General features: G+C 58.2%; 13 protein-coding genes. 5 read left to right on the top strand and 8 right to left on the bottom strand.

From position 1 onward, the window contains the following. Window positions 1-109 precede the first annotated feature (109 nt). Both RE428_RS10130 and edd read right to left on the bottom strand, forming a co-directional pair. Window positions 110-1,096, bottom strand: a complete 987-nt coding sequence (locus tag RE428_RS10130) for a glucokinase (protein ID WP_040883410.1) — start codon at window positions 1,094-1,096, stop codon at window positions 110-112. A gap of 14 nt (window positions 1,097-1,110) precedes the next feature. After that, window positions 1,111-2,931, bottom strand: coding sequence for a phosphogluconate dehydratase (edd, locus tag RE428_RS10125; protein WP_004581885.1), 1,821 nt, complete (start codon window positions 2,929-2,931; stop codon window positions 1,111-1,113). A 379-nt stretch (window positions 2,932-3,310) separates the two neighbouring features. Between edd and gap the strand changes: the two genes are divergently transcribed. Continuing rightward, window positions 3,311-4,318 (top strand): type I glyceraldehyde-3-phosphate dehydrogenase, encoded by a 1,008-nt coding sequence (gene gap, locus RE428_RS10120; RefSeq protein WP_004581884.1) that lies wholly within the window; start codon window positions 3,311-3,313, stop codon window positions 4,316-4,318. 59 nt (window positions 4,319-4,377) lie between these two features. Further along, window positions 4,378-5,826 carry a pyruvate kinase gene (pyk, locus tag RE428_RS10115; RefSeq protein WP_004581883.1) on the top strand — a complete coding sequence of 483 codons (1,449 nt, stop codon included), beginning with the start codon at window positions 4,378-4,380 and terminating at the stop codon, window positions 5,824-5,826. A 242-nt stretch (window positions 5,827-6,068) separates the two neighbouring features. Here the strand turns inward: pyk and RE428_RS10110 are convergent, their stop codons facing one another. From RE428_RS10110 to zwf, 3 genes are read right to left on the bottom strand one after another with little or no spacing between them, the layout of a single operon-like run. Continuing rightward, window positions 6,069-6,725, bottom strand: coding sequence for a bifunctional 4-hydroxy-2-oxoglutarate aldolase/2-dehydro-3-deoxy-phosphogluconate aldolase (locus RE428_RS10110; protein WP_004581882.1), 657 nt, complete (start codon window positions 6,723-6,725; stop codon window positions 6,069-6,071). A 24-nt stretch (window positions 6,726-6,749) separates the two neighbouring features. Next, window positions 6,750-7,469 (bottom strand): 6-phosphogluconolactonase, encoded by a 720-nt coding sequence (pgl, locus tag RE428_RS10105; protein WP_004581881.1) that lies wholly within the window; start codon window positions 7,467-7,469, stop codon window positions 6,750-6,752. After that, window positions 7,456-8,931 (bottom strand): glucose-6-phosphate dehydrogenase, encoded by a 1,476-nt coding sequence (zwf, locus tag RE428_RS10100; protein WP_004581880.1) that lies wholly within the window; start codon window positions 8,929-8,931, stop codon window positions 7,456-7,458. Before zwf ends, pgl begins: the two co-directional genes overlap by 14 nt. Before the next feature lie 339 nt (window positions 8,932-9,270). On the opposite strand from zwf, the gene RE428_RS10095 reads away from it, so the two are divergent. The 3 genes from RE428_RS10095 to pulA all read left to right on the top strand — a co-directional run bounded on the left by RE428_RS10095 (window position 9,271) and on the right by pulA (window position 15,099). Continuing rightward, complete coding sequence (locus RE428_RS10095; protein WP_004581879.1) at window positions 9,271-10,143, top strand: MurR/RpiR family transcriptional regulator; 873 nt, start codon at window positions 9,271-9,273, stop codon at window positions 10,141-10,143. A gap of 306 nt (window positions 10,144-10,449) precedes the next feature. After that, entirely contained in the window at window positions 10,450-11,721 is a 1,272-nt protein-coding gene (gene lamB / locus RE428_RS10090; protein WP_004581878.1) for a maltoporin LamB, read from the top strand. A gap of 207 nt (window positions 11,722-11,928) precedes the next feature. Beyond that, window positions 11,929-15,099, top strand: coding sequence for a pullulanase-type alpha-1,6-glucosidase (gene pulA, locus RE428_RS10085; protein WP_004581877.1), 3,171 nt, complete (start codon window positions 11,929-11,931; stop codon window positions 15,097-15,099). Between the two features lie 130 nt (window positions 15,100-15,229). On the opposite strand, the gene RE428_RS10080 is transcribed toward pulA, so the two are convergent. From RE428_RS10080 to lon, 3 genes are all read right to left on the bottom strand, one after another. Then, on the bottom strand, window positions 15,230-17,095 hold the full coding sequence (locus tag RE428_RS10080) for a SurA N-terminal domain-containing protein (RefSeq protein WP_004581876.1): 1,866 nt from the start codon (window positions 17,093-17,095) through the stop codon (window positions 15,230-15,232). Window positions 17,096-17,395: 300 nt separating this feature from the next. Beyond that, window positions 17,396-17,668, bottom strand: a complete 273-nt coding sequence (locus tag RE428_RS10075) for an HU family DNA-binding protein (protein WP_004581875.1) — start codon at window positions 17,666-17,668, stop codon at window positions 17,396-17,398. Window positions 17,669-17,905: 237 nt separating this feature from the next. Continuing rightward, on the bottom strand, window positions 17,906-20,323 hold the full coding sequence (gene lon, locus RE428_RS10070) for an endopeptidase La (protein WP_004581874.1): 2,418 nt from the start codon (window positions 20,321-20,323) through the stop codon (window positions 17,906-17,908). Between the last annotated feature and the right edge of the window lie 323 nt (window positions 20,324-20,646).

The raw sequence follows: 20,646 nt of genomic DNA, 5'->3' as shown, positions 1-20,646 counted from the left end.
TCAGTGCGTCCAAGACGACCGCCAATGAAAGCAGATTGGCTGGTCCGACACAATCAGTTAGCGGTAGTGGGTACGCAACGACAGCAGATTGGGGCCACCTTGAACCGGCTCACTCCACTTCCCGGTTACGTAGGGCCTCTGCGGCACCAAGCAGGCCAGTATAGGGTTCCATAACGATGTGTACCGGTGTCGCTTCCATGAGAGGGCGCATGCGGCCCTTGTCTTCGAACGCAGCCTGGAAGGGGCTCTCCAGAAAGAACTCGAGGAACTTAGGCAGGATGCCACCGCACAGGTAGACACCACCCAGGCTGCCGACGGTCAACGCGGCGTTTCCGGCCGTGCGACCCAATATCTCGCAGAAGTGCCGCAGTGTATGCCGGGCCAGCGCATCACCGTCTTTTATCGCAGCCGTCGTAATCTTCTCCGGCGCGTCGAGTGGTGCTGAAACACCCTGGATTTCCGCATGGGCCTGGTAGAGGTTCAGGATACCCTGGCCACACAGAATGCGCTCGACAGAAACCCGACCAAAACGCGCCTTGAGGATCTGGAGAATCCTGATTTCAGTCTCGTCGGTGGGCGCAAAATCCACGTGCCCCCCTTCCGTCATCAGCGGAACCCAGCCGTCATGGATGGGAACAAGTCCCGATACACCAAGACCTGTACCCGGACCAATAACCAGTTTCGCGCGATTTTCATCGCCAGGGCCACCACAGACATGGATCAATTGATCCTGAGCTACGTTGGGGACCCCAAGGGCCATCGCCGTGAAGTCGTTGATCAACTTGAACGAGCGAAGCTCGAATTGCTCGCGAATAGCCTGCAGACCGAAACGCCAGTGGTTGTTGGTCATGCGGAATTGCGCATCCGGATCCTTGGCCGAAGGCACCGGTCCGGCTACCGCGAGGCAAACGTCCTTGACCCGGTCGATGCCGACTTTCTGCATATATGCCTTGATGGCACTGTCCAGGTTGTCGAACTCGCCACAGGGGAGAACCTCAATGGCGTGCAAATGCACGTCACCTTCCCGGGTCAGCGCAAAGCGGGCATTGGTACCGCCGATATCGCCGACCAGCTCTACCGCCGCTTGGTCAGTCATACTCGCTCGATCAGTCATGCATCGTGATTCCAGAAAAAGCTGGCGCCCTCCTCCGGCGTCCCGGCAGAACGGCGAAGCCAACCAAACAGTTCACGGCCGAAGCCGGTGTGCACCCGTGACAGGTCAACTTGCGCCTGCTCGCGGGAAGCCAATTCGTTATCGGGGACCTCGATGTCGAGCCGGCCCCTGGTGGCATCCACACAGATCATATCGCCCGCCTTGACCTTGGAAAGCGGACCGCCGTCCAGTGCCTCGGGATAGACGTGAATGGCTGCGGGCACCTTACCGGATGCACCGGACATTCGGCCATCGGTAACCAAGGCCACCTTGAACCCGCGATCCTGCAGTACTCCCAGATACGGCGTTAATTTGTGCAGCTCCGGCATGCCATTGGCCTTCGGTCCCTGGAAGCGGACAACCACCACGCAGTCCTTATCCAGGTCACCGGCATCGAACGCCTTGGCGAGGTCGTTCTGGTCGTCGAAGATCACCGCTGGCGCGCGGATCACATGACGATCCTCCTTGACCGCGGATACCTTGATCACGCCTCGTCCCAAATTCCCGTCCAGGACTCTGAGGCCACCACCCTGCGCAAACGGATCGCTGGCCGAACTGAGCACTTCCGGGTTCCCGGACTCTTTGGCCGCAGGCGTCCACACGAGTTTCTCGTTCTCAAGCGATGGCATGCGGGTGTAGCGATCAAGACCTCGACCCACGACCGTCTCGACATCTTCGTGCAGATAACCATGCTCCAGGAGTTCACGGATCAGGAAAGGCGTTCCGCCAGCATCGTGGAACGCATTCACATCTTCCTGGCCGTTCGGGTAGATACGGGTCATGGACGGCACTGCCGAAGACAGCTCGGAATAGTCATTCCAGTCGATGGTGATACCTGCTGCCTTCGCGATGGCAATCCAGTGCATCGTGTGGTTGGTGGAACCGCCGGTGACCAGTAACGCGACCAGGGCGTTGACGATGCTTTTCTCGTCAACCATATCCGCGAGTCCAAGTTTACCGCCGTTGGGTCTGGAAAGGCGGATGACCTGCTCCGTTGCCTCCCGGGTAAGGGTGTCCCGCAGGTCGGTGTTCGGATGGATAAAGGCCGAACCCGGAATGTGCAGACCCATGACCTCGACCAGCAACTGGTTGCTATTTGCGGTTCCATAGAAGGTACAGGTGCCGGGGCTATGGTAGGACTTGCTCTCGGCTTCGAGCAATTCGTCCTTGCCCACCTTGCCCTCGGCATAGAGTTGACGGATGCGCTGCTTTTCCTTGTTAGGAAGACCTGAGGGCATCGGTCCCGCCGGGACCAACACCGTGGGCAGGTAACCATAGCTCAGCGCCCCGATGAGCAGGCCCGGAACGATCTTGTCGCAGATACCGAGTAGCAGCGTCGCGTCGAACATGTTGTGGCTCAGGGCCACGGCTGTGCTCATGGCGATGACATCGCGGGAGAACAGACTCAACTCCATACCCGGCTGGCCCTGGGTCACTCCGTCGCACATAGCGGGGGTACCACCGGCAAACTGCGCCACGGAGCCCATACCATGGGCCGCTTCGCGAATAACATCCGGGAATCGGTGGTAAGGCTGGTGGGCCGAAAGCATATCGTTGTAGGCGGAGACAATGGCGACGTTCGCCTGGTTCATAAACTTCAGGGTGTTCTTGTCGGACTTGCCGCAGGCCGCAAAACCGTGAGCCAGGTTACCGCATGACAGCGTACCGCGCTGGGGTGACTGCTCCCCCAACTGCGCCATGCGCTGAAGGTAGTCCTCACGATCAGCCCGGCTGCGGTCGATAATCCGCTGGGTTACTTTTTCCACGATCGGATGCATGTCTCTCTCCTAAAATCATCGCCGTTTCATCCCCGTTGACCGGATCTCTGATGGCCCGGTCCGCCTACTGGGAACGCCCGGCGCTCACGGCTGTCTAGATTTTGACCATTTTCGGTCAATTACAGCTTTAATGGCCGTAATCCTACGTAACTTTTTTGTCTTTTTCACGAAATAATCTATATAGACCGAATGTATTTTGTTATGTTTACTACATCATACTGATTTCCCGACCTGGCAGGCGCTGGCCCGCTTGCTCAGGCCGCTGACGTAACTAGGAGCTTCTGATTAACGTCTTGATCGCCTTGCCTTAGAGGCAACGGGAGACGATCAAAGCGCTAACCGGAGGCTCCACAACAAACAGAGTCCGCGGAGGCCTGACATGACTACTCGCATCGCTATCAACGGTTTTGGGCGTATCGGCCGCAACGTATTGCGCGCCCTTTATGAGAACGACTACCGCAAGGATATGCAGGTTGTCGCCATCAACGATCTGGGCGATGCCGAAACCAACGCCCACCTGCTTAAGTATGACAGTGTGCACGGGCGTTTCGGCGGTGTTGTCAGTCATGACTCCGAATCTCTTTCCGTTAATGGCGACCGCATCGCCATTACTGCAGAGCGCGATCCTGAGAAACTCCCCTGGAAAGACTATCACGTTGACGTCGTGCTCGAGTGCACGGGCATTTTCACCTCACGTGATGCCGCTGCGGCCCATATCCGTGCCGGTGCGGACAGCGTAATCATCTCCGCGCCCTCCGGCGACGCCGACGCAATGATCGTCTACGGCGTCAACCATGACGTGCTGACCGCCGGCCACCAAATTATTTCCAACGCATCCTGTACCACCAACTGCCTGGCACCGGTGGTGAAGGCGATCCACGATGGCGTGGGTATCGAAAGTGGCCTGATGACCACAATCCACTCCTACACCAACGACCAGAAGCTCAGCGATGTCTACCACAAGGACATCTACCGTGCCCGGTCTGCCACCCAATCCATGATTCCGACCAAGACCGGCGCTGCCGCAGCGATCGGCAAGGTCCTGCCCGATCTCGATGGCAAGCTCGATGGCCTGGCAGTCCGCGTGCCGACGATCAACGTCTCACTGGTAGATCTGAGCTTCATCGCCAACCGCGACACCACCACCGACGAGATCAATGCCCTGGTCCGCGATGCCGCAGAGAAGAACCCGATTCTGGGCTATAGTGAAGAGAAACTGGTCAGCATCGACTACAACCACTCCGCCCTATCGAGCATCTTCGATGCCAACCACACCCGGGCGCTGGGTCGTCATGTGAAAGTCATGGCCTGGTACGACAATGAGTGGGGCTTCTCCAACAGGATGCTCGACAATACCCGTGCACTGGTCGCAGCCCGCAAGAAGTAGATCGGGCGACGGCCCATCACGGACGCAAAGCACCACCCATGATAACCAGAGGACATTAAATGCTCAGGCGCACCAAGATTGTCGCCACGCTGGGACCTGCCACGGACTCGCCGGAATCACTCGCCGCTATTATCGCGGCGGGCGTGGATGTAACCCGCCTCAACTTCTCACATGGCAGCGCGGAAGACCATATCGAGCGCGCTCGCCGGGTACGGGAAACGGCCAAGTCGCAAGGCCGGTTCGTCGCTTTGCTGGCCGACCTTCAGGGTCCCAAGCTCCGCATTGCCCGATTTGCGGACAATAAGATTACCGTCCAGGCCGGTCAGACATTTGTGCTCGATGCGGCCATGGACAAGGCGGCCGGCGATGAGACGCGAGTCGGCATAGACTACGAACAACTGATCCAGGACGTGGTTCCCGGTGACATCCTGGTGCTGGATGACGGTCGCATCGAAATGGAAGTCGAGGAAGTCAACGACCACAGCATCAGTTCCCGGGTGCTGATCGGTGGACCGCTCTCGAACAATAAGGGCTTGAATAAGCGGGGTGGCGGGCTCTCCGCAGACGCGCTGACCGAGAAGGACAAGCAGGATATCAAGACTGCCGCCGCCCTTGGCGCGGATTACGTTGCGGTGTCGTTCGTGCGCACGGCCGATGACATGCATACGGCCCGTGCGCTTCTGCGAGAAGCCGGATCCGATGCCGCACTGGTGGCCAAGATCGAGCGGGCAGAGCTTGCCCACAACCTCGAACAGCTGGACGCGGTTATCGAGGCCTCCGACGCGGTCATGGTGGCCAGGGGCGACCTGGCGGTGGAAATCGGCGATGCGGAACTGGTCGGCATACAGAAGCACATCATCAACCGCGCCCGCAGCCTCGACCGCGTAGTAATCACGGCCACGCAGATGATGGAATCCATGATCGACAATCCCATGCCCACACGGGCAGAGGTGTCGGACGTGGCCAACGCGGTTATGGACTATACCGATGCCGTCATGCTTTCGGCGGAAACCGCTGTGGGCGACTATCCGAAGGAAGCGGTCGACGCCATGGTGCGAATATGCCTCGGTGCGGAAAAGCAGCCGTCGATGCACCAGTCCAAGCACCGTATCCATGAGAGTATGGAGCGGGTGGACGAAGCCATCGCCCTCTCCGCGATGTATGCCGCCAACCACCTTGAAGGCGTAGCTGCGATTATCTGCCTGACCGAGACAGGCGCAACGCCGCTGCTGATGTCCCGGATCAAGTCGAGCCTGCCCATCTTCGCCTTTTCACGCCATCACAGCACACAGCATAAAGTCGCGCTTTACCGTGGTGTGCAAACTGTTCCGTTCGACTCCGAAATCCTTCCCAACGAGACGATCAACGCCCGAGCCGTGGATGAGCTTGTGGAGCGTGGCGTGGCCAAAGAAGGCGACCTGGTGGTCGTCACCAAGGGCGATTACGTTAACGCCCAGGGTGGCACCAATACGATGAAGATTGTACGGGTGGGCTCTACGATCCAGTAGAGTTCTACCAGAGAAAACCGACGACTGCGTGTGGTGCTCCAACCATCGTGGACTTGGCAGGGAAGCCACTCTCCCAGGGGTTTCTCCTGCCCTTTTTTTCTTTCCTTTGCCCCTCCTTTCATAGTTCTGTCTTTCAGTCTAAAAGCGTCGCTCGAGCCATTTGCTTATCTTCTCTCGCCAACGAAAAAGGCGCCCGAAGGCGCCCCAGATATTATTAGTTCGTTGTTCGGCGAGACTAGCGACTAGCCCTTCAACAACGCCAGGCTTTCTTTGGCAATGGCAGTCACCCGATCCCAATCACCGGCGTCGATGGCGTCCTGCGGTGTCAACCAACTACCACCAACGGCCACCACATTGTCGAGTGCCAGGTAATCTTTGGCGGTTTCCTTCTTTATCCCGCCAGTGGGACAGAAGCGGACGTCCGGGAATGGCCCGGCAAAAGCCTTAAGCGCATTTACTCCACCGGAGACTTCCGCCGGGAAGAACTTGAAATGGCGGAAACCACGCTGGTAGCCCATCAGCATCTCTGACATGGTCGCCACACCGGGCAACAGCGGTGCGCGGGCGGTTGTCGCATGCTCCAGCAGGGATTCGGTCACCCCCGGCGTAATAACGAACTGGGCGCCCGCCTTGTCCACCTCGCGATACTGCTCGATGGTCGTGACGGTGCCCGCGCCTACCCAGGCTTCCGGCAATGCGGCGCGAAGCTCACGGATGGCATCGAGGCCATAGGGGGTACGCAATGTGATCTCCAGAATAGTGATACCACCGGCCACCAGCGCGCGACCCAGGGGCAACGCATGCTCGGGCTTGTTGATGGCGATAACCGGCACCAGCGGGCAGGTGTCCAGCAGTGACTGGACCTGTTGGCGATGGGCTTCTGTCAGCAGTGAAGGCATTGAAAAGGTCTCTTTCTTAAGAATTCAGGGGCTCCAGAACAGGCTCACGCCCGTACTGAGAAAAGCCCGGATCGGCATGTCGCGCACCGCATTCATGTCGCCAATGGCCGTTTCCAGGGTATCCATCTTGTCCTGACCGCGCAGGTGCAGCGCAATCCAGCTTGCGCCCGCCAGCGCACTGCGGGTCAGCGAAAGACGGGGTTGCGGCTGGGATGCGGGGTGCAAGGCCATGCAGCGGTCGGCAAGGCTCTCCTCCAGCGCACGGTCGATTTCGGGCGCGTCAGGAAAAAGTGACGCAGTGTGCCCGTCGTTACCCATACCCAGCACCAAGACATCCAGCGGCCAGGTCATCTGGCTCAGGGCCTCTTCAGCCAGCGGTTGACCGGCGTTGGCGGTATCATGGCGCTGTTTCAGGCCGATAAACCGTGCCCCGCTTGCTGCGCCCTGCAGCAAGGTCTCCCGCAACAGACGTTCATTGCTGTCCTTGGAGTCGGTAGGCACCCAGCGCTCGTCCGCCAATGTGATATCGATACGAGACCAGTCCAGCGGCTTTTCCCGTAGCTTTTCAAAGAATGGCCTTGGGGTGCTGCCACCGGAAACCGCCATACTCGCGCGGTCCCGGCTCTGCAATGCCGCTTCCAGACGGTCGGCAACGGCATCCGCCAGGCGGGCAGCAACGTCATCGGCGCTCTCACCGAGCTCCGGCGTAATGGTTGGAGGCCAATCGATATCAGGCATCTTCATACCAGCTCCTGCCATCTCGGGTTATCAATGCAATGGAAGCCACCGGCCCCCAGGTGCCGGCCGCGTAACGCTTGGGTGGCGACGCATGCTCTTCCCAGTTGGAAATGACCTGGTCGACCCATTTCCAGGCGTATTCCACCTCGTCACGGCGCACGAAGAGATACTGATTACCCTTCATCGCTTCCCAAAGGAGCCGTTCATAGGCATCCGGAATACGCTCCTGGTTAAAGGTCTCGGAGAACGTCAGTTCCAGCGGCCCCTGGCGCAGGCGCATGCCTTTGTGTAGTCCCTGGTCCTTGGTGAGGATTTGCAGGGACATACCCTCGTCCGGCTGGAGGCGGATAATCAGCTTGTTGTTGGCCAGGTGCTTCTGGTCCGGATCGAAGATGTAATGGGGCGCCGGCTTGAAGTGGATGATGATCTGCGACAGCTTTTCCGGCATGCGCTTGCCGGTACGGATGTAGAACGGCACGCCGGACCAGCGCCAGTTGGAGATCTCAGCCTTCAGCGCGACGAAGGTTTCCGTCGTGCTGCCCCGCACCGCATCTTCCTCTTCCAGATATCCCGGAACCGGCCGACCGTTGGCGGTACCCGCGGTGTACTGGCCTCGCACCAGGTGCGTTTCCACCAGGTCCGGGGTAATGGGTCGAAGGGCCTTCAATACCTTGACCTTCTCGTCGCGGATACTGTCGGCGGAAAGATCCGAGGGCGGGTCCATAGCGATCAGGCACAGCAACTGCAGCAGGTGATTCTGGATCATGTCCCGCATCTGTCCGGCCTTGTCGAAATAGCCCCAGCGACCTTCGATCCCGACACTTTCGGCCACGGTAATTTCCACATGGGAAATGTGATTCTGGTTCCACTGGGTGGCAAACAGGTTGTTGGCGAAACGCAGGGCGATCAGGTTCTGGACCGTTTCCTTGCCCAGGTAATGGTCGATACGGAAGAGCTGGTTCTCGTTGAAGACTTCAGCCAACTGGTCGTTGATCTCATAGGACGAATCCAGGTCATGACCAATCGGCTTTTCGACGACGACGCGGGTTGCGGTGTCGATGCATTCGGTTTCCCTGAGATTTCGGGCGATCATGCCATAGATGGAGGGCGGCGTTGCCATATAGACGATCAACGCACCGCCCCCACCCTTGCGCCATTCGCGCAGACTGACATAGTCGTTGGTGGCTGAAAAGTCGAGTTGTTGGTAGTCGATGCGACTGAGGAAGCGTGACATCACGGAGTCATCCAGCTCCGCTGCCTTGATATGCTCTTCCAGCTTCTGCTTCAGTTTTTCCCGCGCACTGTCAGTATCGTAATCCTGACGGGCCAGGGCGAGGATGCGCGTTTTCGGCGCAAGCAGGTTGGCCGCGTCCAGCTGGTAAAGTGCGGGGAAAAGTTTACGCTGTGCCAGGTCACCCAGCGCGCCGAACATGATCAGGTCGCACTGGTTCTCGTTTTTCCGGCTCATTCGACGATCGTCCTTCAAGCTCTGGTTGGCGCTCAAGCTATTTTGGCGCTTATTGTCTATACATCACGCTACAGGTGTGAAAGCGGTAAACCGCCGCATCCAGCTTATGATGTAGTAATTTTGACAAAATAATGGCATCAAAAAGGACTAAATCCAAGATTATTTCTGATATTTTGACTACTTTACTACACAAGCAGTCCGTAAAAACCGGTATAATCCGCAGCTCCACAGACGTCACGATGTCTCTTAGTCATACGGCGAATGCCTCCAAGCCATCCGTCGAATATCAGGCGAGCGCCCTACAATCATTCAAGCAGAGCCAATCCGGGATAGCCAAACATGAATAAAGCCAGCGACAGTACTGCACCGAATCTGCTGGAACAGATCCAGAGTAAACTGGACACCCTGAACAAGTCCGAGCGTAAGGTGGCCGAAGCCATTCTCCGCGATCCAACGGCCGCAACCCGCTATAGCATCGCCGCCCTCGCCCGCGCAGCGGATGTGAGCGAGCCGACTGTCAACCGCTTCTGCCGCGGCTTCTCCACTTCCGGCTTTCCCGATTTCAAGATCCAGCTGGCTCAGAGCATCGCGACCGGCACCCCCTACGTCAGCCAGAATGTACGGCCAGACGACGACGTTGCAACTTTCTCCGACAAGATAGTGCTGAGCACCATCGCCAGTCTGGATAAAGCCCGCCAGGCCCTGGACCCGGTAGCGATCGGCACCGCCATTGACTACCTGATCCAGGCCAAGCAGATCAATTTCTTCGGCATGGGCGGCTCCGCCCCAGTCGCACTGGATGCACAGCACAAGTTCTTCCGCTTCAACATTCCCGTCATCGCTTACGACGACGCGCTGATGCAACGCATGGTGGCCGCAGGCAGTCACACCGGCGACGTCATCGTGGTGATCTCCTACACCGGCCGTACGCGGGACCTGGTGGACATCGCCGAGGCCGGTCGCAACAATGGCGCTACGGTCATCGGCATCACCGCGCCGAACTCACCCCTTTCCCGTGCGTGTACCGTCGCGCTGGAAGTCACGGCTCCGGAAGATACCGAGGTCTACATGCCGATGACGTCACGCATCATCCACCTGATGATCATCGATATCCTGGCCACCGGCGTGACCCTCAAGCGCGGCAGCGATTTCCAGGGCCACCTGAAGAAGATCAAGGACAGCCTCAAGCCTACGCGCTTCAGTGCCGAATAATCGGCGGGGAGCGGCGACACCCCACGCCGCTCCCTCCTTATGCTCTACCACCCTACGCCCCGCCTACCCCCTGATACTCACCCCCCTTTTCTCTCAACCTGGATGATGTGACGCCCTGTTGCATTGCGGACTATGAATACGGGTTTCCCGAAACATGGGCAGGAAGCCGGGAAGACATGACCTGATAACGGGCAACTCGGTCTTCCTGGGGTGAGTAACCGGCGAGCAGTCCGGCCGACGCCCGATTGCACCTTGCGGTGACTAACCCTGCGCTCATAACAAAACGAAAAGCACAGGACAGAGATGATGCAAAACAACAACAGACGACTGTTTAGACTGACTCCGATTGCGGCCGCGATTGCATCTACAGCACTGGCAACACCGGCGCTCGCAGTGGACTTCAGCGGTTACGCCCGCGCTGGCGCTTCAACCAACCTGCAAAGTGGTGGCGAGCAGACCTGCTTTGGTAGCGGTGCGGCCGGTCATTTCGTCGGCCGTCTGGCGGATGAATGTGATACCTACGCCGAAATCGGTCTGGGCGACGAGCTGTACAACGAGGATGGCAAATCCTTCCGCTTCGACTCCATGGTGTCCTACGGAACAGATAACCAGGGTAACGATTTCCAGAGCTACAGCTACAACGATTCCTCGGGTGGCTACGGCGGAGGCGACACGTCGCTGCGCCAACTCTATGTCTCTGGCGACAATGTCATTGACTCCCTCCCAGGCGCGACGCTCTGGGCCGGTAAACGCTACTACCAGCGTCACGATGTCCATCAGCTAGACCTCTACTACCTGAACAACTCCGGTTACGGCGGCGGTGTGGAAAACATCCAGGCTGGCCCGGGCAAGCTGTCGCTAGCCTTTGTCAACCACGACGGCGACGAATTCATCCAGAACAACAAGTTCGACGTGCGCTACGCGTTCCCGGTAGGATCCAGCACCCTGACCCTCGTGGGTATCTATGGCATGGCCGACCTGACCGACCAGCAGGAGGACGCCGGCTTTGAAGATGAGAACGGCTACTTCTTCACCGCTGAGCTGGCCAGCGGCATTATGGGCGGTTTCAACAAACTCGTCGTGCAGTACGGCGCCGATTCTATGGGTTTTGGCGCCTTCGAGAATGGCGGTGGCGGCCGGATTGCAAACAGCAATGTTGACGGTTATCTGGAAAGCAGTTGGCGCGTACTCGACCACGGCGTCATCAGTCTGGCGAGCAATTGGGAAATGGGCTATTCCGCGCTGTACCAGCAGGGGTCCGCTCACGACTCCGACGCAGAAGATGCAGAGCGCTTCAGCGTCGTGGTTCGTCCCACCTACAAGTGGTCGCCCGTCCTGAGCACGGCAATCGAAGTCGGCTATGACGATGTGCAATATGCTGGCATCGACAGCGAGTCCACTGATCTGCAGAAGGTTGCCATCGCTCAACAATGGTCTGCCGGCGGTAGCTACTGGGCACGTCCTGTCATCCGTGCCTACGCGGCCACATTCTTCGGTGACCGTGCCGAGGCAGCCCGCGAAGGTGACGGCGTCGACGGCGACATCCAGTTGGGCATCCAGATGGAAGCTTGGTGGTAAAACCTCAATAGAACCAGCGTCTTTCCTTTGCTTGAGCCTCCGCGCCCGCAATCCGGGCCGGAGGTTTTTTCTTTCCGATCCCCTTCCTCCTACGCCCCAAAATCTACGCCGCGATAAATCCCACCTGAGAGGATGTGTCGGCAAGACACGCAGGCGACCATTTCTTGTGCAGTAGCAAAAACAACAAACATACAAGGAATGCTTCTCATGAATCAGCGACATATCCTGAAGCTGGCCTGCGTATTCGCCCTCTCACTGGGCGTGGTGGGCTGCAATTCCGGGGATGACGATCCCTCCGACCCGGGCACACCCGGTGACTCGACTGAACCACTGATCGAACCAGGCGCCAACGAAGCGGTACTCTACTACCTGCGTCCCGATGCCACCTATGACGGCTGGGGCCTCCACCTGTGGAATAACGACGCCTGCGCCGGCGCCGCCGCACCGACCGACTGGGCGGAGCCTTTGGCCGCCGAAGGCGTCAGCGATACCTACGGCGCTTACTACATCATCGACACCACCGAAGACGCGTCCTGCCTCAACTTCATCATGCACAAGGGCGACGAGAAAGATCTGGGAGGCAACGACATCCTGTGGCAATTTGACGAGCTTGGTCGCAGGGTATTCACCCTGAGCGCGTCGAGCAAATTGTCCAGCGAGCCGATTTCCGCCGAGCCTTTGGTTATCGAAGGCGCCAGTGCCCATTGGGTCGACCAACAGACCCTGCTCTGGGATGACGCCGAAGGCGCATCGCGAGTTGAATTGCGGTATGACGTTAACGCCCGCATAGAGCTCAACGATGGCCAACTGGCTGGGGGAAGCTCCGTTGAACTCGCCAATGGCAGCCTTTCTTCAGCGTCTGCAGAGAAGTTCCCGCATCTTGCCAACTGGCCGGCCTTCGAGGTACCACTCACCGGCTCAGATCGTACCGACGCGCTGAAGGGACAGCTCGTGGCTGCGGCCTACAACGCCGACGACGAACTGATGGCAGCTACGCGCTTGCAGATCCCGGGCGTTCTCGACGAGCTCTTTGCCTATGAGGGGCAACTCGGGGCCACGGTAAACGGTAGTGGCGTGGATTTCCGAGTCTGGGCGCCTACCGCTAAAGCGGTGAATCTGCATGTATTCGATGCCGGTAAAAATGCCACAGACGGATACCCGGTCGCCATGACTGCCGACCCGGATCACCCGGGAGTCTGGACGTATTCAGGCCCCCTGTCGCTCGATCGCATGTTCTACCAGTATGAAGTCGCGGTGTTTCACCCGCGCACGGATGCCATCGAAACCACGATGACGACCGATCCGTACGCCCGGAGCCTGTCAACGAACGGCCAGTACGCCCAGGTCGTTGATCTTGAAGACAGCGACCTGAAGCCGTCCGGCTGGGATAGCCTGACACCGCCCACCGTGGCCAACCCTGAAGATATCGTGGTCTATGAAACCCATATCCGCGACTTCAGCGCTGGCGATGCGTCGGTCTCCGCCGAGGATCGCGGTAAGTATGCTGCTTTCAGCGAAGCCGGTAGCAGCGGTGTCACACACCTTCAACGCCTGGCCGACGCCGGTATCACCCACCTGCACTTGCTGCCTTCCTTTGACATTGCCACCGTCAACGAAGATCCGAGCAAGGTGGTTGATATCGAGGACGACTTCAACCAGCTTTGCAGTCTGTCGGAAGAAGCGGCAACACGATGGGCCGACAAATGCAGCGCGGGTACGATCCGGTCCGTACTGGCGTCCTTCGATCCAGCTACCGGCGATGCCCAAGCACTCTATTCCACCCTGCGTGGCATCGACAGCTTCAATTGGGGCTATGACCCGGTGCACTACACCGTTCCCGAAGGCAGCTACGCCTCCGATGCGGACGGCACCGCGCGCATCCTGGAGTTTCGCCAGATGGTGCACTCACTCACGTCCATGGGCTTCAACGTGGTGCTGGACGTGGTCTACAACCACACCAACTCATCGGGGCTGGCGGACAAGTCGGTGCTCGACAAGCTGGTTCCCGGCTACTACCACCGCCAGAATTCCCAAACCGGCGCGGTGGAACAATCCACCTGCTGCGAGAACACCGCGTCCGAACACGTCATGATGGAAAAACTCATGATCGACTCCCTGGTGACCTGGGCCGACCAGTACGGCATATCGGGCTTCCGTTTCGACCTCATGGGGCACCACATGCTAAGCAATATGACCAAGGCGCTGGAGGCGGTACAGGACGTCGACCCGGATACCTACTTCTACGGCGAGGGCTGGAATTTCGGTGAAGTCGCCAATAATGCCCGGGGTCTGAATGCCATACAGGCCAACCTGGCTGGCACCGGTATCGGCTCGTTCAACGACCGCAGTCGGGATGGCGTGCGCGGCGGCGGACCCTTCGATGGCGGCCAGGCGCTGCGTGACAACCAGGGCTTCGCCAACGGTCTTTTCACCCTCCCGAATGAGTTGAACTCCGGTGCGGAGGACGAGAAGCAACAGTTGCTGCACAGCATGGATTGGATTCGTGTGGGTATCGCCGGCGGCTTGGCCGATTTCAGTTTCGAGACAGCCGATGGCAACCTCCGGACAGGCGCCGAAATCGACTACAACGGCCAAGCGGCTGGTTACACCGCCGATCCCCAGGAATTGGTCAACTACGTCTCCAAGCACGACAACCAGACACTCTGGGACAACAACCAGTACAAGATTGCCTCATCGGCCAGTAGCAGCGACCGCGCAAATATGCAGGTTGTCGGCCTCTCCGTGCCTATTCTCGGACAGGGCATTCCTTTCCTGCACATGGGTTCGGAAATCCTGCGCTCTAAATCCATGCAGCGCGACAGCTATGACTCTGGCGACTGGTTCAATGCGGTGGACTTCAGCTACCAGGAAACCGCCTGGAACCGGGGTCTCCCGCGGGAAGACAAGGATGGGGACAACTGGCCAGTAATCCTGGAGATCATCGAAGACCCCAACGCCGAGCCTACGCCGACGGATATCCTGGCCACTCGTGATGCCGTGGAAACGCTGCTCCGTATTCGCAAGAATTCCCCGCTGTTCCGCCTACAAACCGGCGACGCAGTGAAGCAACGCCTGGCCTTCCATAATACCGGTCCCGGCCAGATACCCGGCGTGCTGGCCTTCAGTCTCGACGACGGGAGCAGTGCCGGCGCGGATCTTGATAACGCCCGGGATGCCCTGATGATGATTATTAACGCCACACCCGATAGTCAAACCGTCAGTACCGGAATGACCGGTTTTTCCCTGCATCCGCAACTCGACGGCAATGTCGCTGCGACGTTCCTGGCAGGGGATTTCGTGGTACCCGGTTTATCGGTGGCGGTATTCGAGCAGGTGCAGACCGGCGCCCAGGGGCCTGGCATACCGGCTCAGCCTTAACCACAGCCGGGCTGCACTTATCCCTTACCCGCAGGCAAAAAAGTCATAGCTGCGAGCAATAAAAAAGGAGGGCCAAGACCCTCCTTTTTTATTATCGCTTATCCCGAACCTGCAGTTTTACTGGACTGGATCAGGGGCGCTCAATTTCCGCGCTGTTACGCAGCGTTTCGGCATAGGCGCCATATTCGCGCTGTCCCCGCTGGTTGACCAGGAAGTTCGTCAGCGCCTGAATCTCGGTTTCCTTACCTTCGATATCACCGTCCTCAACACGCTGCAGGCTGATAATAACTGCACGCTGCGCACCGCTCACCCAATCGTAGGTCGCCTTTTCATCTGCCGGGCGCGGCATGCTGAAGGCGGCGTTAAGCACATCGTACTCCACGTCGCGCGCATTGCGGGGAACGGACTCGTGGGACGCCCATTCAGCACCGATATCCTCAGCCACCGCAGCCGGTTCCTCTCCATCCTGCAGGCGAGCCACCAACGCTTCGCTACGCTCGGCCAGCGCCTCACTGATCTGTTGGGCACGTAGTTGCTCGCGGATCTGGTCGCTTACGGCTTGCAGCTCCAACTGCTCCTGTTCGTGGTGTTCGCGCACATGAGCGACAACCGCAGTGTCGTTATTAACGTCAATCACTTCGGTATTGAAGTCGCCAGCCAACACGTCTTCCGAGAACAACTGACGAACCAGACCCTGATGATTGAACGGCGCTTCGCCACCCTCACGGGTAACACCTTCACGGGTCTGGATTTCCAACCCCAGGTCTTCGGCCGGGACTTCCAGACTGGGCTCCGAATAGGAAATATCAGCCAGTTGGGTACGCAGCTCGGAGAACCGACGACCGGCCTTTTCGCGGGCCAGTTGCTGGCGCAATTCGTCGCGACGTTCCTCGAAGGCGGGTCCTTCGGTCTTGCGAATGTCGGTCAGCTTGATGATGTGATAACCGAACTGCGTCTCTACCGGCTCGGATATCTGACCCTCTTCCATGTCGAACAAGGCATTCTCGAAGGCGTTATCGTAGACGCCCTTCCCGGCGTATCCCAGGTCGCCGCCCTGCTCTGCAGAGGCAACATCCGCTGAATAAGTCTTGGCCACTTCAGCAAAGTCCTCACCGTCTTCCAGCTCCTGCTGTACCTCGGCGAGTTTCTCCTGCGCATCATCACCCGACTCGATCAGGATGTGGGAAGCACGGCGCTGCTCCTCACCGCCGGCCTGGTCACGCTGCTGCTCATAATAGTCACGCAGCTCCTCTTCGGTGATTTCCACATCGTTGGCAAGGTCGTCGAGAGACAGGGTCAGGTAGGCTACGTCCACGCGTTCGGGCTGGAGGAAATTGGCCTTGTTTTCGTCGTAATAGTCTTCGATATCGTCTTCGGTAACCTCGACCTGTTCTGCGACCGTTGAGGCCGGGATGCGCAGTGTGTCGAAAGTCCGGCTCTGGGATTGGATACGAAGGATGTCCTGAGCGGTCTGTTCGTTGACGATGGCACTGCTGACAATACCGCCACGAATCTGGTTGACCAGGAACTGGGTGCGGAGTGCTTCGCGGAACTCGGCGACGCCCATTCCCAGATTGCGCACGGCGCTGGCAAACCTTTCGCGACTGAATTGGCCGTCCACCTGGAACTGCGGCATGGTGGTGATCAACTGGTCAACATCCTGGGATGACAGTGAGAGACCTTGAGCATGCGCATCCTGTGTCAACACGGATTGCTGGATCAGGCCTTCCAGGACATTTTGACGGATCTGGTCTTCATTGAGCAGGGACGGATCAGGATTCTCCATCTGGGCCAGCTGACGCTGACGCTGCATTTGAACGGTGCGGGTAAATTCACGCTCGGTGATGTCCTGACCGTTGACGGTGGCAACTTCGGGCTCCCCAGCAAACCCGCCGATGATGGCGTCAACACCGAACATGGACAGACCGATGACCAGCAGCACGATGATAATCTTGGCAATCGTACTCTGGGCGTTGTTCCGAATATCTTGAAGCATGTTCCTCCCAGACGTCAGCTTGGCCGGCAGTCGGATGAATCGTTGCGGCTCGCTGCGTTAGGCCTCTTATTGATGTTCTTCGGGACCACCAGCCGCTGCCTTCGAACCGTCGATATTGCCGGACAAGAGCAGCGCACTGAACGTAAAAAGGCGCATCCTGACAGGGATGCGCCTCGAAATCTGTGGGGCAGTTAATCAGTAGATTTCAGCATGATCAGGTATGTTGACTTACCGGGACCAGATGCCTTTAAGAAACTACCCCGGCAATGCCTCGACGGGCATTGCCGCGAAAGTCGCCTCTTACTTGACGGCGTCCTTCAGAGCCTTGCCTGCCTTGAAGCCAGGAACCTTGGAGGCCGGAATCTTGATTTCCGCGCCGGTCTGCGGGTTACGACCAGTACGTGCCGCACGCTCTTTAACAGAGAATGTACCAAAGCCGATCAGGGTAACCTGATCACCTTTTTTCAGTGCGTCGGTGATAGAGGCAACCATAGCATCCAGGGCACGTCCTGCACCGGCCTTGGAAATATCTGCTGACTCTGCGATTGCATCGATAAGTTCGGACTTGTTCACACTAAACCCCTTCGATTTCAGGTTGAAGATGTTATAGGTTGGTTTCTTTTTTTCGGAGCTTCCCGACTATCGCATAAGCGGTCGGGGAATTCCATTCTTCGGTTTTGTTATTCCTTTCGGTCATCTGGCGTCGATCGGAATACCAACAAAAACCCCGGGAGCCCTTGGTACAGGCTGCTTCAGGAGGAAACAGTTATACCAACGGGCTCTGAGGCCTGTCAACAACGGCTTCGACGTTTAATGTGTATTTATGCGTTCGCCGGTTTCGCCTTCATCCTCGCGGCTTTTAGCCGTTGCGCCCTCCTTCGGAAGGTCGACCGCATCAGGGTCCGGCTGGTATGCCAAAGCCACATCAAGCACCTGGTCGATCCAGGTCGCCGGTACGATTTCCAGCGACTCCTTGATATTTTCCGGTATCTCCCTGAGATCCCGAACATTTTCCTCAGGAATGATGACTGTCTTGATGCCACCGCGGTGGGCTGCAAGCAGCTTCTCCTTGAGGCCGCCGATAGCCAGCACACGGCCACGCAGAGTGATCTCGCCGGTCATCGCAACGTCAGCCCGCACCGGAATTCCGGTCAACGCTGACACCAGACCGGTGCACATGCCGATACCGGCACTCGGGCCGTCCTTCGGCGTTGCACCTTCAGGAACGTGAATGTGCAGGTCATTATGCTCGTAGAAGTCTTCCTTTATACCCAGGCCGGCCGCCCGGCTGCGAACCACGGTCAAAGCCGCCTGGATCGACTCCTGCATCACATCGCCGAGGGAGCCGGTCTTGACCACCTTGCCCTTGCCCCGGGTCAAGGCACACTCGATGGTTAACAGCTCGCCACCGACCTGGGTCCAGGCCAGGCCAGTGACCTGCCCTACCTGGTTAGCCTCTTCCGCAAGGCCATACTTGAACTTGCGGACACCGGAGTAGTGTTCCAGCAAGTCCGGCGTGAGCTCGACTGACGTCTTCTCGCCGGACTCCACGTGCTCGCGGACGACCTTACGACAGATCTTGGCGATCTCACGCTCCAGACTACGCACACCGGCTTCGCGGGTGTAGTACCGGATCAGGTCCCGCAGGGAGTCGTCGGATACCTTGAGTTCGTCCTTGCGCAAGCCATTCGCCTTCAACTGCTTTGGCAGCAGATGCTGCAGCGCGATGTTGACCTTCTCGTCCTCGGTGTAACCCGGAATGCGGATGATCTCCATCCGGTCCAACAGCGCCGGCGGAATATCCATGGAGTTCGAGGTACAGACGAACATGACGTCCGAAAGGTCGTAATCCACTTCCAGGTAATGGTCGTTGAAGGTGTGGTTCTGCTCGGGATCCAGCACTTCCAGTAACGCCGAGGCCGGATCGCCACGATGGTCCATACCCATCTTGTCGATTTCATCGAACAGGAACAGCGGGTTCTTCACACCCACCTTGGACAGCTTCTGCAGAAGCTTGCCCGGCAGCGCACCAATGTAGGTCTTGCGGTGACCACGGATCTCCGCCTCGTCGCGAACACCGCCCAGCGCCATCCGCGTGTATTTCCGGTTTGTGGCCCGGGCGATGGATTGCCCCAATGAGGTTTTACCCACACCCGGAGGACCAACCAGACAAAGTACCGGGCCCTTGATCTTCTTCACCCGGCTCTGGACGGCCAAGTATTCAAGAATGCGCTTCTTGACCTCATCCAGCCCGTAGTGGTCCTGGTCGAGAATCTCGCGCGCCTTGTCCAGGTCATGGCGAACGCGGCTGCGTTTTTTCCAGGGTACGGCCAGCATCCAGTCGATGTAACCGCGTACCACCGTGGCCTCGGCCGACATCGGCGACATCATCTTTAGCTTGTTCAGCTCGGTTTCCGTCTTCTTCCGGGCCTCTTCGGGAAGACCGGCTTCCTCGAGCTTCTGCTCGAGCTCTTCGAAATCGTTGTTACCCTCTCCGAGCTGCCCCATCTCCTTCTGGATGGCTTTCATCTGCTCATTAAGGTAGTACTCGCGCTGGCTGCGCTCCATTTGCTTCTTCACGCGGCCACGAATACGCTTTTCTACCTCTATCAGGTCGATCTCGCCGTCAAGGCGACCCAACAGAAGCTCAACGCGCTTGCGCACATCCAATGTCTCAAGCAGTTCCTGCTTCTCATGGATCTTCAGTTCGAGATGGGCGGCCATGGTGTCTGCCAGACGCTCAAGGTCATCGATGCCCGTGAGAGAATTCGTGACTTCCGAAGGTACCTTCTTGGACAGTTTGACGTATTTCTCGAATTCTTCGGACAGGGTTTTTACCAGGACGGATTCCTCCCGTTCCGGCAACGTATCCTCGTCCAGCAGCGCAGCGCGGGCACTAAGGAATTCACCATCCTCAATGGAATCCAGGCGGGCACGAGCATTGCCCTCGACCAGCACCTTTACCGTTCCGTCCGGCAGCTTGAGCATTTGCAGCACTGTCGCCAGTGTACCCATGTCATAGACATCTTCTGGCGCAGGATCGTCAGTGCCCGCGTCGCGTTGGGCAACCAACAGGATTTCCTTACTCCCCTCCATGGCCGCTTCCAGGGCCTTGATAGACTTCTCGCGGCCTACAAACAGCGGAACAACCATATGTGGAAACACCACCACATCCCGCAGGGGAAGCATCGGATAATCATTCATGGGGGCTTCAGGTATCGGTGTCATAGAGATTCCTCTGACTGACGTGTCGAAAGACACGTGGCGGAAACGATCAAACGCAAGTGCCGTTACCTTGATCGCGTACAAACGGGCTAAATACCGAACAGCCTTGGCTCAATAATGCCATAGAGAAGTGGCTGTCAGCTTCCTTTGCTTCTTATCATTGGGGTTCGGTTTGGGGAATGCAATGCCCTAAAGAGACCGTTTTTGGCCGGAACTCGCGCCGATTAGGCAAACACCAGGCAGCAAAAAGGGGCGCAAGCGCCCCTTTTTACCGAGCCCACAAACAGACCCAAGGCGATGGGCCGGCAAGTAGACTCATGATCCGC

The organism is Marinobacter nanhaiticus D15-8W (assembly GCF_036511935.1).
GTDB classification, from domain to species: Bacteria; Pseudomonadota; Gammaproteobacteria; order Pseudomonadales; family Oleiphilaceae; genus Marinobacter_A; species Marinobacter_A nanhaiticus.
This window is presented reverse-complemented; position numbering and strand designations above follow the sequence as displayed.